Here is a 14,779-nt window from a genome sequence, read left to right on the forward strand (position 1 = left end):
CGTCCTCAGGCGAACAGGCGGTCGGTGTTGATGAAGCCGCGCAGGTTCTCCGGGCGCGAAGTACGGCAGTGTTCGGCGATGCTGGCATCGGCGCTGATGAAGGTCAGTTGCACCGGTTTGGGCGCGTACCCGGGGGCCGGGTCCATGGGGTGTTGCAGGGCGGTGATGATGAACAGGGTGTCCATCGGCGCGTAGAGTTCAATGCAAGCGCCTGCGGTGGAGTGGTTCTCGACAAAGTGCAACGCACCTTTGTCGTCGACATCGACTCGACTGAACAGATTCAAGGTCATGGACAGATCGCTGAGACCCAATCCCCACTTGCCCATTTCAACCAGCAGGTTGTCGCTGCCATTGCGGTAGAACCCGTTGCGCAGCTCCTGATAACGGCCCTGGCCATATTTTTGCGCGACTTCGTCGGCGCAGAGCACGCCGCCGAGACTGTCACTCCAACCGCAGGTATCACGAGTGATCGCCGCCAGCACCCGACCCATGTCCGAGTACAGGCAATGGCCGGCGGTCAGCTTGGCGGTGTGTTGGCATTTGAGGCTGTCGGGCAGGTTCAAGCGCTCGGTTTTCTCGTGCGCGTTGAACAACATCAGGCTGACGTTGGCGCCGCCTTGAAGGTCGGTCAGGCGCAGTAGCTGCCCGCGTTTGAGAACAAAGGAAAGGTGGCCTCCGCCGGGGAGGTATTCATCGGCAAAAACGCTCGTGTCATTCATGGGGCAGTCCCGGTATCGGTTGAAAAGTGCTCGGCAGAACGCTAGCGAGAGGTATCTGGGCCTCGCTGCGTTTGCTGTTGAGTGGCAGGTCGTAAGTGATGCGCGCGCCGTAGGCGTATGGCGCATGGGGATCGACGCGGACCTTGTCGAAGACCATCAGTCGGGTGCCCAGGCTGAAGCCTTCGCTGAGGTCGTGGGTGACCATGAACACGGTCAGCCGGGTTTCGCGCCACAGGTCCAGCAGCAAGCCGTGCATGTCCTTGCGGATGCCCGGATCGAGGGCGCCGAAGGGTTCGTCGAGCAACAGCACCCGGGGTTTCATGATCAAGGCCTGGGCGATGGCCAGGCGTTGCTGCATGCCGCCGGAGAGTTGCGCCGGGTATTTGTCCAGGGCATGGCCGAGGCCGACCTTGTGCAGCAGCGCCGCCGCCTGCTCGCGGGCCATGCGTTTGCGCTGGCCGAACAGCCGCCCCAGCAGCGGCGCCTGGGGCAGTTCCAGGCCCAGGGCGACGTTGTCCAGTGCGCTCAAGTGGGGGAACACCGAATAGCGCTGGAACACCACGCCACGGCTCGGGTCCGGCTCCGCCGCCAGCGCTTGGCCGTCGAGGAGGATTTCACCTCGGCTGGCCCGCTCCTGGCCCAGCAGCAAGCGCAGGAAGGTTGATTTTCCGCAACCGGAGGTGCCGACCAGGGTGCAGAATTCGCCTTCGGCGATGCTCAGGTTCAGGCCCTCCAGCACCACATGCTCGCCATATTGTTGCCAGACATTGTTGACTTGGATAAAGCTCATGAGCGGGCGCCTTCATACCAGGGGAAGGCACGCCGGGTGAGCCGCTTCAAGCCCCAGTCCATCAGCCAGGCCAACAGGGTGATCCACACCACATAGGGCAGAATGACGTCCATGGCCAGGTAGCGGCGGACCAGGAAGATCCGATAACCCAGGCCATCTTCGGAGGCGATGGCCTCGGCCGCGATCAGGAACAGCCACGCCGAGCCCAATACCAGCCGCAGTGAAATCAGCAGGCGTGGCAGCAGTTGCGGCAGGACCACGCGCAGGATCAGGGTCCAGGTCGAGGCCCCCAGGGTCTGGGCCTTGATCAGCAGCTCGACGGGGATTTCCCGAGCCCGCTGTTCCAGGTCGCGAGCGAGCATCGGGGTGATGCCGATGACGATCAGCATCACCTTGGACAACTCACCGAGGCCGAAGACGATGAACAGGATCGGCAGGATCGCCAGCGGCGGCACCATGGACAGCACCACCAGCACCGGCGACAGCGGCGCACCGAACAGCGGCAGGGTGCCTGCGGCAATGCCCAGGCATAGCCCCGCCAGCGCACTGACGCCCAGGCCGATGGCCAGGCGCCGCAGGCTCGACGCACTGTCCTGCCAGAACAGATAGCCGCCGCTGCGCTTGTCCTCGCTGAAGGCCATGCGTTTCACCGCATCGCTCATTTGCCCGGCACTGGGCAGGAGCTTGTCGTTGGGGTTGTCCGTCAGCCGTTGCGCGGAGCCCAGGAAATAGGCGCAGAGCAACAGGGCAAATGGCAGGATCACCAGCAACAACCGCGTTGGCCGATCGGGATGACGATTGATCAGGTGCATGGCGCGTCCTCCGCTTACAGCTTGCCGTCGACAGCCATCTGCACGTAGGTGGGATCAAAGCGCAGTTTCAGATTGGCTTTGTCGCCACGGGTGACCTGGTGGGCGAAGCTCATGCCGACCGCGCTGCTGTCCTTGGCCCCTTCGCCCAGCAGGCCGTGCTCAAAGGAGAAACCGGCAACCTTGTCCATGGTCTTGGGGAGCTCGGCGCTGTTGGCGAAGTCCAGCATTTGCTGCGGCGTGTAGAACAGCTGGGTCGTCGCCAGTTGCGATTTGAAGCCGGGCAGATCGGTGCCGGAGGCCTTGGCCATGTGCTCCAGGGCCGCTTCGCTGGCGGCGGAGTGGTTGGCCATCAAGGCCAGGACCTCGAACCAGGCACCGGTCAGGGCTTTGCCCAGCGCTGGGTTGTCTTTGAGCGTCTGGGTGTTGACCACCATCATGTCGATGATCTCGCCGGGAATCTTGCTCGAGTCGAACACTTCGCTGACCCCGGGTTTGGCCTTGATATCGGCGAGCATCGGATTCCAGGTTGTCACGGCCTGGACCGCGTCGGTGTTGAAGGCCGCGGAAATGTCGGCGTCGGAGGTGTTGACGACTTTCAGGTCCTTTTCCAGCAGATCGACGCTGTCCAGCGCGCGTGCCAGCAGGTAGTGCGAGACCGAAAGCTGGACCAGGTTGACGTTCATGCCCTTGAGGTCGGCGACGGTCTTGCCGTTGCCCTTGAGGACGATGCCGTCGTTGCCGTTGGAGAAGTCGCTGACCAACAGCGCGGTGCTGTCCACGCCTCCGGCGGCGGGGATGGTCAGGGCGTCCATATTGGTCATGGTGCAGCCATCGAACTGGCCGGCGGTGTACTGGTTGATCGACTCGACGTAATCGTTGAGCTGGGTGACCTTGATGTGGATACCGTACTGCTTGGCCCACTTGTCGACGATGCCCTGGGCTTGCGCATACTCCCAAGGCATCCAGCCGGCATAGATCGTCCAGCAAACGTTGAAATCGGTCTTGCTTGCCGCGTGGGAAGACAGGCTGATCAGCAGGGCGACGCTGGCGCTGAGAACTGCGGATAGAAAGGGCTTTCGCATGGTAGGACTCCAGTTGACGGTGGGCGGACAGGGAGCAGCGCGACACCTGGGTGAATAGGTGGTCTGTCTCCCGGGCTTTTATCCCGCCGTGTAACCTCAACTGGAGGTCGTCAGCTCTCGGACCAGTCACGCGCTTTCCAGCGAGTCGGAACCCTAGCCAACTATTTGCAAATTGTGGTGCGTTTAGCTCGCGCTACTCCTGCACATTCTGCTCAATGCGAGAGGCGTGCCAGATCAGCGGGATTTTCCCCGCGCCAAGCCGGAGCGGGCGGCGACGGGGGGAGAGCGCCGATTTTGCCGGAAGCGACGGCGGCTTGTTTCAGCGTCCAGCCCGCGGCTACGCTCCGGCTTGGGGCGGCTCGCACTCGATTGGGGCGGCCAGGTCGTCGCCAATGCCGGCAAACGTGGTGTCGCCCACCGTTGATGTGCAAAAAATATTGCTTATCCGAGTTGGACTGATAATGCTGCGGCGCGTGAAGACTTAAAGACCGGACCGTCAAGCAAGGAGAGGCGACCCCCATGAAAACAATCAGCATTCGCAAGCTGGAAAATACGGATATCGAAGCGTTGTTGGCATTCGAAATCCGCAACCGTGAATGGTTCGAATCTCAGATTGACGCGCGCGACCCTTCCTTCTACTCGTCGCAGGGGGTTGCCGCTCATATTGAGTGCTATCTGGCCGATTTTGCGCGCGGGACCTGGCACCCCTTTGTTATCGAAGATTCCATCGCGGGAATAGTGGGGCGGGCCAATTTGAAAAGCATTCACTCACCGAAGGGGGCCGCGGAAGTCGGCTATCGGATTGATCAACGCTTTTGCGGGCAGGGACTGGCCACCCTGGCGCTGCAGCATCTTATCCGGGAGGCGCGGATGCACTGGCAGCTTACGCAACTGTTTGCCCATGTATACAAAGACAATGTCGGCTCAAGAAAGGTACTTGAACGCTGTGGGTTCTTGCTTGAGCACGAATCCTGGATAGATGAAACGAAGGACGAATGTCGATTCATCCTGTCGATCTAAAAGAATAAATGGTGGGCAGGTAATAGCGTACTGAATGGCTGAGTCGGCGCAACCCAAGGGGCAGGGTTGCGCTTTCGCGGATCGCGTCTTACCAGTCGACCGCGTAACTCAGGCTCAAGGTCCGGCCTTCGGCATTCGGATAGGGTGCACGGGCGTTGGCCTGGGTGAACATGTTCTGGTAGTTGCGGTTGGCCAGATTGTAGACACCGCCTTCCAGGCGACCCACCGGCAACGCCACCGAGCCCAGCAGGTCGAACAGCGTGTAGCCCTTGATGTCGCGACCGTTGTTGTCCTTGAAGGCCACGTCGTAGTCCGACAGGCGCATGGCTTGCAGGCGCAGGTTGTAGTCGCCACGGTCATAACCGACGAAGGCTGTGGTCTTGGCCGGGGAAATACGCGTGGCGGGCAAGTCGATCCATTTGCCGTTCTGATCGGTCTCGCCCTTGGCGTAAGCGTAGGTGCCGCCCACCGACCATTGGTCCGTCACGTTGTAGCTCAGGCTGGTTTCCACACCACGCACGCGTTCCTTCTGGTTGATCAGGCGCAGTACGCGGTCGTTGGCATCATAGAACTGGGTGACATCCGAGGTGTTTTCGTAGGCCGTGACACTGGCTTGCCACTTGTCCCAGTTGCCACGCCAGCCCAGTTCATAACTGTTGACCTTGAGGGCCTGGGCGTTGAGTTGGTGGATGTCGTAGGTGCTGCTGACGTCGCGCAGGAAACGCTGGATATCTGGCAGGGAAAAGCCCTGGCTGAAGTTGACGAACACATCCTGGTTTTCGTTCAGGTGGTACACCGCCCCGAGGTTGTACAGCGTGTCGTTGTATTTCAGGGTGCCGCCGGGCAGCGTCGCGCGATTGCCGGTCTGGACGATTTCGCCATAGGCGATGCTGTCGGCAATCTCGCTGTCGATCCATTCGCGGCGCACTCCGCCACGCAGGGTCCAGTCGCCGATGTCGTAGGACAGTTGGCCGAAAATGGCCTTGGTGGCGGTCGCGACGTCCGGGCCCATTTCAAAGGTGGTGCCGGTCTTGGTGTAGGTCAACCCATTGACCCGGTACTGATCACCGCGCTGGCGCGAGGTTTCGTGATCATAGTCGGCACCCCAGACCAGCGTGCCGGTGGCCGCGCCGAGGTCCGGCATCTTGCTTTCGATCGCCGCCCGCAGGCCGTAGACATCCTGCACGCTGTTGTTGTCGGAAATCCCGGCCCGGCCCCGTGACAAGTCCGGGAAAAACAGCGCATCGGCACGCCGCCAGTAGCTTTCGAGCTGCAAACCCTGACCGTGGAAATCCTTGTCGGTGTAGTTGAGGTTGACGGCCTGATTGTGGGTGTACGGCTGGTCATCCAGTTGCAGGCCTTTTACCGCGACGGCGTTGTTGCTGTTGCGCGGGTCCTTGGTGTAGTCGGTGTCCTGCTGGTCCTTGTAGTCCTGCAGCGACAGGCTGATCTTCTTGTCGGCATCCAGCTCGTAGCCGAAACGACCTTGCAGGTCGTAGGTGCTGGTGTCCATGTTGCTGCCCTGGGACGTGTCCTGGGGGATGCGCCTGCCGTTGCCGTCGAACTGGTCGTTGCGCTGTACGGTGTTGGCCGACACGTACCAGTCCAGTGCGTCCTTGCGCCCCGTGGCGCTCTGGAACGCATCGTAGGCGAAGCCCTTGCGATTGAGGTTGTTGCCGGTGGTCATGCCGATCTTGCTGCTGAACGCCAGTTCTTCGCCCTTGTTGCGCTTGGTGATGATGTTGATGATGCCACCCGAGGCGCCTGCACCGTAGACGCTGCTGGCGCCGGAGATCACTTCGATGCGCTCGATGCTCTCCGGGGCGATGCTGTTGAGCTGGCGAAAGTTATCCCGCGTCGCGTTCTGGGAAACCCCGTCGATCAGGATCAGCGTGTTGCGCCCGCGCAAAGTCTGGCCAAAGTTGCTCATGCCGCCGCTGGAAGGGGCAATGCCCGGCACCAGTTGGCCGAGGATATCCGCGACCCGGCGTCCGGCGCCGGTCTGCTGGCGGATCTGCTCTTCATTGATCACCTGCACTGAGCCCGGAATCGAGGCGATGCTGGTTTCGCTACGGGTGGCGGACACCACCATTTCCTGCAGTTGCAGGGTGCCGGGGGCCGCCTGGGCGGGTTCGCTCTGATCGGCCCAGGCCGGTGTGCTCAGCGAGCCGATAAAGGGCAGCAGGATGGACAGTTGTGTTTTTTTCATGGTTCGTTCTTTTTCAATGCTGAGAGGGGTTGGTCGATAAAAAAGTGCTTTGCGGCGTTCGTGAACATGAGCGGATTGCGCGGATACCCAGGGCGGCAATGGCGTATGTAACTGCAACCAGCCAAAAGCTCTGCGCCAAGCCGACGATTCCCATGCCGATGCCACCCAGCAACGCCCCGCACAAGGCGCCGGCTTTGGCGGCGCTGTTGCCCAGGCCCAGGGCAAAGCCCTGCTGGCTGGGCGCAACGGTGTTGGCGATCAGGGTGTAGGCGACGGGCAGCAACGCGCCTTGCCACACGCCCCACAGCAGCCGGCTGGCCAGGAAGCCCAGCCATTCGCTGGCCAGGGCGGTAAAGGCCAGGGTCAAGGCACAGGACCAGGCGACCCATTCGATGACGCGCAGGGTGTGTGCCGGCTGATGGCGGTCGAACAGGCGCCCCCACAGCGGCGCGGACAAGGCGAGGGTGGCGGCACTGGCGGCATAGCTGGCGCCGATCAGCCATCCGGGCGCGTGCAGGACGTCCGCCACGTACAAGGCATAGAAAGGCTGCGGCATCATCTTGGCGGCCTGGATCAGGACGATGACGCCGAGCATTGCCCCCAGCCAACCCTTGGGCAGCGCCGTGTGCGCCGGCTTTTGCTTGGGCGGCAGGCGTTGCGTGTCGCTGGGCAGGAACAGACTGGTCAGCGCGCACGACAGGCAAATCGCGGTGGCGCTGTAGCACAGCAAGGCGAACCCCGAGACATCCATCAGCCAGCCGCCCAGCACCGGCCCGGCCAGCGAGCCCACCGCCGTGGCCGATTGCAGGCGGGCGAGCACCTGGCCCCGCCCGCCGGTGCCGCAGCAGGCCAGGGCGTAGGCCTGGGCCGCGGCGATAAACCCGGCCAACGCGCCTTGCACCACCCTGACGCCCACCAACAGCCAGGGGTCGAAGGTGATCGCGGCCAGCGCCTGGCACACCGCCAACGCCAGAAGCGCGCGAATGATCATCGGCTTGTGCCCGGTCCGGTCGCCCAGTCGCCCCCACAAAGGGGTCAGGACCATCGCCGCCATCATCGGCCCGGCGTACACCAGCGCCGACAGCAGGCCGGTGTACTGGGCATTGGCGGCGCCGAGCAGCTTCTGGATCTGCAGGGGCCAGAAGGGGCCGCTCATTTCCATGGCGCCCATGGATACCAACTGGATCCCGACCAGCAAGCGCAACGCCGTGTGGTTAGCTGCCATCGGCGTTGACGCTCAGCGGGTTGCGCAGTCTCCCGACGATATCGGCGTGACTGTCGAGCAGGCGCATGCGCATGAACGACTTGGCCGGCCAGTCCTGTTCCAGCAGGGCCTGACGTTCGCTCGCCCAGCGCTGTGGTTCCACCTGCTCGCGCAGGGCATCGAAGCACTGGCTGACCTGCGTCGCCAATTCACCCCAGAGCAGGGCCTGGGGGATGTCGAAGTGGCGGGCGCCGAGCAATACCAGTTCGCCCAGGTGACACATGAAGACCGTATGCAGCAACTTGTCGCGCACGAAGCCGGCGTCGTCATAGAGCGTCATCTTCGGATCGTGCAGTTCGATGTCCAGACCCTGTGCATGCAGGGTCTTGCGGTCGATCCGGATATCACCGAAGTCCCGCAGCAACAGGCGGCTCAGTTGTCCGTCCGCGGCCATGATCATGAAGCTGTTTTGCTGGTGGGCCTCGAACGCCACGCCGTAGCGCAGGTACATGCCCAGCAGGCCAGGTAACGCAATCGACACGTAGTCGTGGAAGAACGCTTGCATGGCGTCGCTGTCGTCCGTGCCCTTGGCCAGCCGCACCCACTGCTTCAACAGCGGTTGGCCGTGCTGGTCGATCGCAAACAGGCTGCCGACCGGAATGGCCATTTCGCCGGGTTGCAACTGGCTCAGCGGGTTGTCCCGGTACAGTACGGCCAGGTGGCGGGAACGTTCGTCGTCTGCCGGTTGCGGCTTGAAATGCACCCCGAGGCGTTCGGGAACGATCCCGAGAATGTTCCGGATCGCGGGTTCGCGTTCGAGGATGGTTTGCATCAATTGGCTGATGCGCGGGCCCATGCGTGCCGAGCGCGGTGAAACGGTGCGTTGCACGCTGGTCAGGCGCAGTGACACCGGCAGCTTGACCATCGGCGCATCACGTCGGCCTTCTGGCAATACAGTGCGGAACGACATGGTCGGGTGGGCGCTGAACGCGACGATATCGGTCAGCACCAGCAAGCGGTCGCCGATTTCGTTGGCGAAGGTCTGCGGCAGCTCCTGGCGGGCCTGCCAGGGATGGGCCGGCAGTGGCAGGTAGTCGCCGGCTGCAAGGCCTTGACGCGTCAGTTCAGCGCTCAACTGCTGTGCCGCCTGGGGGAAGTGGCCTTGCCACCACTGCCAGTAATCCGCGGTGCCCGCCAGTGACTCGACATGGGCAAACTGGCGGTGCAAGGCACAGAGGATCACCGGGAAACGGGCTTCGAACTCCGGCGAGAAATCGATGACCTGATCGGTGCTCAAGCCCAGTTTGGTCTTGTAGTTGGGATGCCATGGATGCCCCAGCGTGCCCCATTGTTCAAGCAGGGAGGTCGGATTGGCGACGCTCGGCTCATCCTTGAGCCAGCTCAGCAGATTGTCGTCATGCAGCGGGTCCATCGATTCATGCAGCTGGAGTGTCCAGCGTTCGTGGAAGGCCAGGCAGAGCGTGTCGTTGGCGAAACTGTCGTCGAGCTCTGCGTTGAGGCGCTGCAGTACCTTGGTGTCGGCGGGCGACTCGAGACCTGTGTTGAGCAGGGTCAGCAGTTCCGAGGGAAACTGGATCTTGTGTGGTGGATGATCGTCGCCGTAGGCCGTGATGTCGCCACGCAGGTCCCAGCTGCTCATGCGGCCCTGGAGCAAATGGTCGAAGCACAGGCGGGTGCGGTCGGGCAGTGTCAGCCAGCATCGAGGCGGCTCGTCGTATTCGAGAGCGCCGGCATCCAGCAGGCCTTCGCGAAACAGCGCCTGGATCAAGCGCTGGAAACTGCGTTCGGCGGCGGGCGCGAGGGTGTTGACCAGTGCATCGAGGGTGATGTGGTTGGTCTGGAAGAGAGGGCTGCCGAGCGCTTCGCTCCAGCGACTCAGCAGGGCTTGCGGTTTCTTGCTGTATACATTCGTCAAGTCAGACTCCTTGTGCTCGGCCTTGAGTGAAAAGCACGCGGAGGATAGCGATTAAAAACACTAAAACCAATGATAATCATTGTTATTTGTATCTTTAAATTTACCTTTACGCAAAAAAACGGTCATTTCCTCTGTTCGCAAAGGCCGCTCTAGCCCAGGTATTTCAGGGGCTCGGTGGGGTTCGGGGGCAGATCGGCCTCACCCATGCAGAGGAAATGTAAATATTTCCCTGCGCTGGAATGAGACCGGTCTTATGGTGGGGTTGTCTGGGCTGGTGGTTTACCAGGAGCAGCCACAACCTCCCTGAGGACCCTGTCAGAGGGGGGGCTTTGTCGATGACCCGACCGGTCACGCTTATCCATAGTCATCCGGTCGCCCCTCAACCGTGCCCAGCGGCACGCCAGGGCTCTCGGCGGAAACAGCCGGCACGTGCTTGGTCCGACTGGGCATGAAAGCCATCCAGCGTGTCAGCCCATGCCGGCCGCTGACCCCCAATTTGGTGGTGGCGCGCTTGAGGTAGGTTTCCACCGAGCTGTTCTTGACGCTCAGGCGTTCGGCCATTTCCGACACCGTGATACCGGTCAGCAGGCCCAGGCAAACCTCTTGCTCGCGGGCGGAAAGGTTGATGGCATCCTGCGCCAGGCGTTCGCTGAAGGCCTGATGCAAGGCGTCGTGCTTGGCCCCCGCCGGTGTGCCGGCGGCCCAGCGTGTCCGGTGTTGCGCGAGCAGTTGCGCGTGGTGCTCGACCAGCGGCAGCAACGTATCGGAGAGGCTCTTGAGCAGCGACAGTTCGGTCAGGGAGAACGGCCGCAAGGTTGCCAGGCGATGGAAGCCGATGACCCAGCGCAGATCGCCATTGCTCGAGACCGCGTTGCACTGGTGAACGCTGCGCCGCGGGTCTTTCAGGCCCGGCGGCGTCTTGATCTGGATCAGCAGTGGGGCCTCCATCTCCATGACGCTTTGCAACAGCGGGTGAGGGAGTTCGTTCGATACGCAAATGTCGTGCTGCTGGCCGGCGCTGCCGAGGTACTTGGTCGGGCTGATACTGGCCCGGTCGGCATCGAGGGTCCACTCGCTGAGGTCGAGTCCATGAATCGGCACCTGACTGTTGACGAACGCCAGCATTTGCTCGGCAAAGGCGCAGTCTCCGGTGCTGGAAACCAGTTCGCCCAAGCGTAGATAAAGATGCGGATCGTGGCTGTGTTCAAGGTCCTGCGTCAGCTTCATGCCGTTATCTTCCTTGATGGTAATCGTTCGAAGAGTGGCTCCATGTTGGGGGGCGCTCTTGTCGGTTGATGATATCCGACATTCAAGCGTAGGGATTTATCCTACGTCTGTACTGGGAAATAGGGACGGCAGTTGTAGGGGAGGGCAAGCGGTTGAGACTCGGGCAAAGCCTTGTGGCTATTGGCCTGCATTGAGGTCGTCGGCAAACTTGCGCATCAGGCGCACCAGGTCAGCCACATCCTGGTTGTCCCAGTTGGCGAAAATGGCCTGTCCGAGCCGTTCACGCGCCTCATCGATCCGATCGGTCATCACCTTGCCTTTCCCGGTGATGACCGCTTCACGGATGCGACGATCGTTCGCGTTCTCCTGGCGGTCGACCAGCGCCAGGCTTTCCAGCTTCGCAACCTGCCGACTGACGGTGGTGTAGTCGCGTCCCACGCGGTCAGCCAGCTCGACCACGCCGATCGGGCCCAGCCGCTCAACCAGAACCAGCAACGGGAACAGTGCACGATCGAGGGAGATACCGGCCTCTCGAACCATTGCTTCGTCGCGCTGAGGGCGGTTCATCACGCTGACAATTTCAACCAACGCACCGTGAAGTTCGCGAATCTGAAGGTTGATATGTGTATTTTGCACATTATTTCTTGACACTATTTTCCCTCCGGGATAACACTTATATGTGCAAATTACACATATTGAGGTCGAGATGAAAGAGCAATATGAAGCCGACGTGCTGATTTGCGGTGCCGGGGCGGCGGGGCTGACGCTGGCGATTGACCTGGCGCGCAGGGGAATTTCCTTTCGCCTGATCGAGAAGCGGGACGGCCCGTTTGGTGGCTCGCGGGGCAAGGGTATCCAGCCCAGGACCCAGGAAGTGTTCGAGGATCTCGGGATCCTCGACCGGCTCGTCGCGACCGGCGGGGAATACCCACAGCAGCGGCACTACCGTGACGATGGCGGTTACAGCGATTCTGATGTCATGGAGCGCAATGAGCCGACTCCAGGCGAGCCGTATCAATTGCCGCTGATGGTGCCGCAATTCCTCACCGAAGGCGTGATGCTCGAGCGTCTGCTCGAACTGGGCCGGCGGCCTGAATTCGGCTGTGAACTGATCGGCTTCGAGCAGGACGCGGACGGCGTCACGGCACGTCTTTCAGGTCCTGCCGGCGAGCAGAGCATTCGCGTGCGTTGGCTGGTGGGCGCCGATGGCGGCCGCAGTTTTGTGCGTAATGGGTTGGGGGTCGGCTTTCCGGGCAAGACCCTGGGCGTTCGCGCCGTCGTCGCCGATGTGCTACTGACAGGGCTTACGCGTGATGTCTGGCACTGCTTCAACGATGGCGACATGCTGCGGCAGATTTTTCTTTGCCCGCTGGCCGGGACCGCGATGTTCCAGATACAGGGGCCAATCCCCCTCGATGCTGACGTCGACCTTGGCGCCCAGGGGCTGGCCGCCATGGTGGCCGAGCGCACCGGCCGCGACGATATTCATATCCAGTCGGTGTCCTGGGCATCGGCGTACAACATGAATGCGCGGCTGGCCAATCATTACCGCGTCGGCCACGTGTTCCTCGTCGGGGATGCCGCGCACATCCATCCGCCAACCGGCGGCCAGGGTCTCAATACCAGCGTGCAGGACGCCTACAATCTGGGCTGGAAGCTGGCGGCGGCCACCCATGGGGCGCCGGATACCTTGCTCGATACCTATGAGGAGGAGCGGCGGCCGGTGGCGGCGGGGATGCTTGGCCTGGCGACAAGGCTACTCGATGCCCAGACGCGCGGCACAATGCACCGTGGCCGCGAGGTGCAGCAACTCGATATCGGTTATCCCGGATCCTCGCTGGCGTTGGGCAAGGCTGACACTGCCAGTGCCGTGGTCGCCGGCGACCGTGCCCCGGATGCCCTGGTCCGGGGGGCCGGCGGTCAATCGATCCGACTGTTCGACCTGTTCCGAGGCGGGCACTGGACGTTACTCGGCTATCAGGTCGAGCGCGCCTCGGTGCCGCCACGGGCAGGCCTGCGTATCCATGCTTTCGGCCCGGGCGGTGACCTGTTCGATACGGGGGAGCACTTCCGTGATGCGTACAATCCCGCTGTCGGCGATTGGCTGCTGGTGCGTCCGGACGGCTATCTGGGGGCCATTGTCACGGCCACGCAGGTGGCGACGCTGGAGATCTACCTCGAGCAGGTCGGACTCGGCAGGGCGGCTGTCGGCCACGCCGATCCCGTCAAGGAGTAAGGCTACCTCCAGAGTTACTCTCGATGAACTTCTCGTAGTACAGATGCGCGCCTTCGATACCTTGTTCGGCCAACCAGGTCTTGACGGCCTCGATCATCGGCGGCGGGCCACAGAGGTAGATGTCAAACGGGTTGGCATTCAGGGCCGGGCGGTCGAAATGTTCGGGAATCCGCCCGGTCTTGCCTGGCCATTCCGGCGACGGCCGGCTGACCACCAGGTGATACTCGAAGCCGGCGATGCGTGTTCGATAGTCCGCCAAACGACTCAGTTCGCACAGGTCGGTATGCTGATTGACGCCATAGAACAACTGGACCGGTTGCCCACATCCGCCCTTGGCGGCAATCTCATCGAGCATGCCGAGAAACGCCGAAAGGCCAGTGCCACCCGCGACCATCACCAACGGTTTGTTGACCTGCCGCAGATAGAAACTGCCCAGCGGGGCCTCGAACTCCAGTGTCTGCCCGGGCTGGCAACGCTCGCGGATAAAATTGCTCATCATCCCATCCGGTAGCAGCCGGATAAGGAAGCGCAGCTGATTGCCCGGGTTGGGCTGGTTGGCGAACGAATAGGAGCGCCAGGCCTCGGTGCCAGGCACTTTCAGGCGTGCGTATTGGCCGGGCAGGAAGTCCAGCAGCCGCTCGCTGGAACTGGCGTCGAGATGCAGGATCGCTGTGCTGCTGGAGACCTGTTCGACCTTGCTGATCACGGCCTGCAGGCGCTGGGTGGCGCCGGCATTGCACAGGCTCGAATCGAAGTCGAAGTAAAAGGACGCGGCGGACTGCACGCGGGTCTGGCACGAGAGCATCCGGCCTTGCGCCAGGTCGGTTTTACTTAACACTTCGTCGTCGACATAGTCTTGCGTGTACTGGCCCGATTCGCAGCGCCCCTGGCAAGTGCCGCAGACGCCTTCACGACAATCCAGGGGAATGTTGACGCCGTTGCGCAGGGCTGCGTCGAGCAGCAATTCGTTGGCCTTGACCTCGAAGAACGAGGTCTTGCCATCGGCAAAATTGAAAGCCACTTTGTGGTTCATGAACGCGTACTCCGTGGCTTACAAATGGTAGAAATCGAGCACTGAATTGATCGTGTCGTTGAGCAGCAGCACATGCTTGCGGGCGATCTTCCAGCTCTCGCCGTCGGGCCGCAGGCGGTAGCTGGCACGGCCGTAGAATTGCTCGGAGGTGGCCATGCGGTAGTACAGCGTCTGCCAGTTGAGCCTGACCTCCAGCTCATCGTTTTCCAGCGCCGCGATGCGCACGTTGTTGAGCATGTGCAAGGTGCGTGGCATCGGGATGGTCGAGGCGGCCTTGCCGGTGCGCAAGCGGAAGACCCGGTCTTCCAGGCCGCCGCGGTTGGCGTAGTAGATCAGCGACATGCCCTTCTTCGGGTCGGTGGTGTAGACGTGTTCCGAATCCCATTGCGGCAGGTGGAATTCGCTGTCCTCGCTGAACAGGTCGAGGTAGGCATCCCAGTCCTGGGCGTCGCACAGTTCGGCCTTGCGGTAGAAAAATTGCTCGACACGGTATTGCAGTTGCGAATTCATG

The 14,779-nt window shown here is 62.0% G+C and carries 13 protein-coding genes and 1 riboswitch; of the genes, 2 read left to right on the top strand and 11 right to left on the bottom strand.

Features of this window, described 5'->3' with window-relative positions; translation table 11 throughout:
* Positions 1–5: 5 nt before the first annotated feature.
* From M5B96_RS04870 to M5B96_RS04885, 4 genes are read right to left on the bottom strand one after another with little or no spacing between them, the layout of a single operon-like run.
* Complete coding sequence (locus M5B96_RS04870) at positions 6–719, bottom strand: urea amidolyase associated protein UAAP1 (protein ID WP_248795450.1); 714 nt, start codon at positions 717–719, stop codon at positions 6–8.
* Positions 712–1,509 (bottom strand): ABC transporter ATP-binding protein, encoded by a 798-nt coding sequence (locus tag M5B96_RS04875; protein WP_248795451.1) that lies wholly within the window; start codon positions 1,507–1,509, stop codon positions 712–714. The genes M5B96_RS04870 and M5B96_RS04875 overlap by 8 nt, the downstream gene beginning before the upstream one ends.
* Positions 1,506–2,321, bottom strand: a complete 816-nt coding sequence (locus M5B96_RS04880; protein WP_248795452.1) for an ABC transporter permease — start codon at positions 2,319–2,321, stop codon at positions 1,506–1,508. The genes M5B96_RS04875 and M5B96_RS04880 overlap by 4 nt, the downstream gene beginning before the upstream one ends.
* Before the next feature lie 14 nt (positions 2,322–2,335).
* Complete coding sequence (locus M5B96_RS04885; RefSeq protein WP_248795453.1) at positions 2,336–3,403, bottom strand: putative urea ABC transporter substrate-binding protein; 1,068 nt, start codon at positions 3,401–3,403, stop codon at positions 2,336–2,338.
* A 65-nt stretch (positions 3,404–3,468) separates the two neighbouring features.
* A riboswitch (guanidine-I (ykkC/yxkD leader) is annotated at positions 3,469–3,571 on the bottom strand.
* A gap of 351 nt (positions 3,572–3,922) precedes the next feature.
* On the opposite strand from M5B96_RS04885, the gene M5B96_RS04890 reads away from it, so the two are divergent.
* On the top strand, positions 3,923–4,423 hold the full coding sequence (locus tag M5B96_RS04890; RefSeq protein WP_248795454.1) for a GNAT family N-acetyltransferase: 501 nt from the start codon (positions 3,923–3,925) through the stop codon (positions 4,421–4,423).
* A gap of 88 nt (positions 4,424–4,511) precedes the next feature.
* Here M5B96_RS04890 and M5B96_RS04895 read toward each other — a convergent pair whose 3' ends face one another.
* The 5 genes from M5B96_RS04895 to M5B96_RS04915 all read right to left on the bottom strand — a co-directional run bounded on the left by M5B96_RS04895 (position 4,512) and on the right by M5B96_RS04915 (position 11,635).
* Positions 4,512–6,632, bottom strand: coding sequence for a TonB-dependent receptor (locus M5B96_RS04895; RefSeq protein WP_248795455.1), 2,121 nt, complete (start codon positions 6,630–6,632; stop codon positions 4,512–4,514).
* A gap of 13 nt (positions 6,633–6,645) precedes the next feature.
* Positions 6,646–7,857, bottom strand: coding sequence for an MFS transporter (locus M5B96_RS04900; RefSeq protein WP_248795456.1), 1,212 nt, complete (start codon positions 7,855–7,857; stop codon positions 6,646–6,648).
* Positions 7,847–9,772 (bottom strand): IucA/IucC family protein, encoded by a 1,926-nt coding sequence (locus M5B96_RS04905; RefSeq protein ID WP_248795457.1) that lies wholly within the window; start codon positions 9,770–9,772, stop codon positions 7,847–7,849. The genes M5B96_RS04900 and M5B96_RS04905 overlap by 11 nt, the downstream gene beginning before the upstream one ends.
* Before the next feature lie 354 nt (positions 9,773–10,126).
* Positions 10,127–10,999 carry a helix-turn-helix transcriptional regulator gene (locus tag M5B96_RS04910; protein WP_248795459.1) on the bottom strand — a complete coding sequence of 291 codons (873 nt, stop codon included), beginning with the start codon at positions 10,997–10,999 and terminating at the stop codon, positions 10,127–10,129.
* A gap of 177 nt (positions 11,000–11,176) precedes the next feature.
* The gene (locus M5B96_RS04915) at positions 11,177–11,635 is read right to left on the bottom strand and encodes a MarR family winged helix-turn-helix transcriptional regulator (RefSeq protein ID WP_248795461.1); all 459 of its coding nucleotides are present in this window, start codon (positions 11,633–11,635) and stop codon (positions 11,177–11,179) included.
* 70 nt (positions 11,636–11,705) lie between these two features.
* On the opposite strand from M5B96_RS04915, the gene M5B96_RS04920 reads away from it, so the two are divergent.
* Entirely contained in the window at positions 11,706–13,235 is a 1,530-nt protein-coding gene (locus M5B96_RS04920; protein WP_248795462.1) for an FAD-dependent oxidoreductase, read from the top strand.
* On the opposite strand, the gene antC is transcribed toward M5B96_RS04920, so the two are convergent.
* Complete coding sequence (antC, locus tag M5B96_RS04925; protein WP_248795463.1) at positions 13,225–14,268, bottom strand: anthranilate 1,2-dioxygenase electron transfer component AntC; 1,044 nt, start codon at positions 14,266–14,268, stop codon at positions 13,225–13,227. The two genes, M5B96_RS04920 and antC, sit on opposite strands and share 11 nt — an antisense overlap.
* A gap of 18 nt (positions 14,269–14,286) precedes the next feature.
* Positions 14,287–14,778: an anthranilate 1,2-dioxygenase small subunit gene (antB, locus tag M5B96_RS04930; protein WP_248795465.1), complete on the bottom strand. Its 492-nt coding sequence runs from the start codon at positions 14,776–14,778 to the stop codon at positions 14,287–14,289.
* Between the last annotated feature and the right edge of the window lies 1 nt (position 14,779).

It is taken from the genome of Pseudomonas sp. MWU13-2105 (genome assembly GCF_023242315.1).
Taxonomy (GTDB): Bacteria; Pseudomonadota; Gammaproteobacteria; order Pseudomonadales; family Pseudomonadaceae; genus Aquipseudomonas.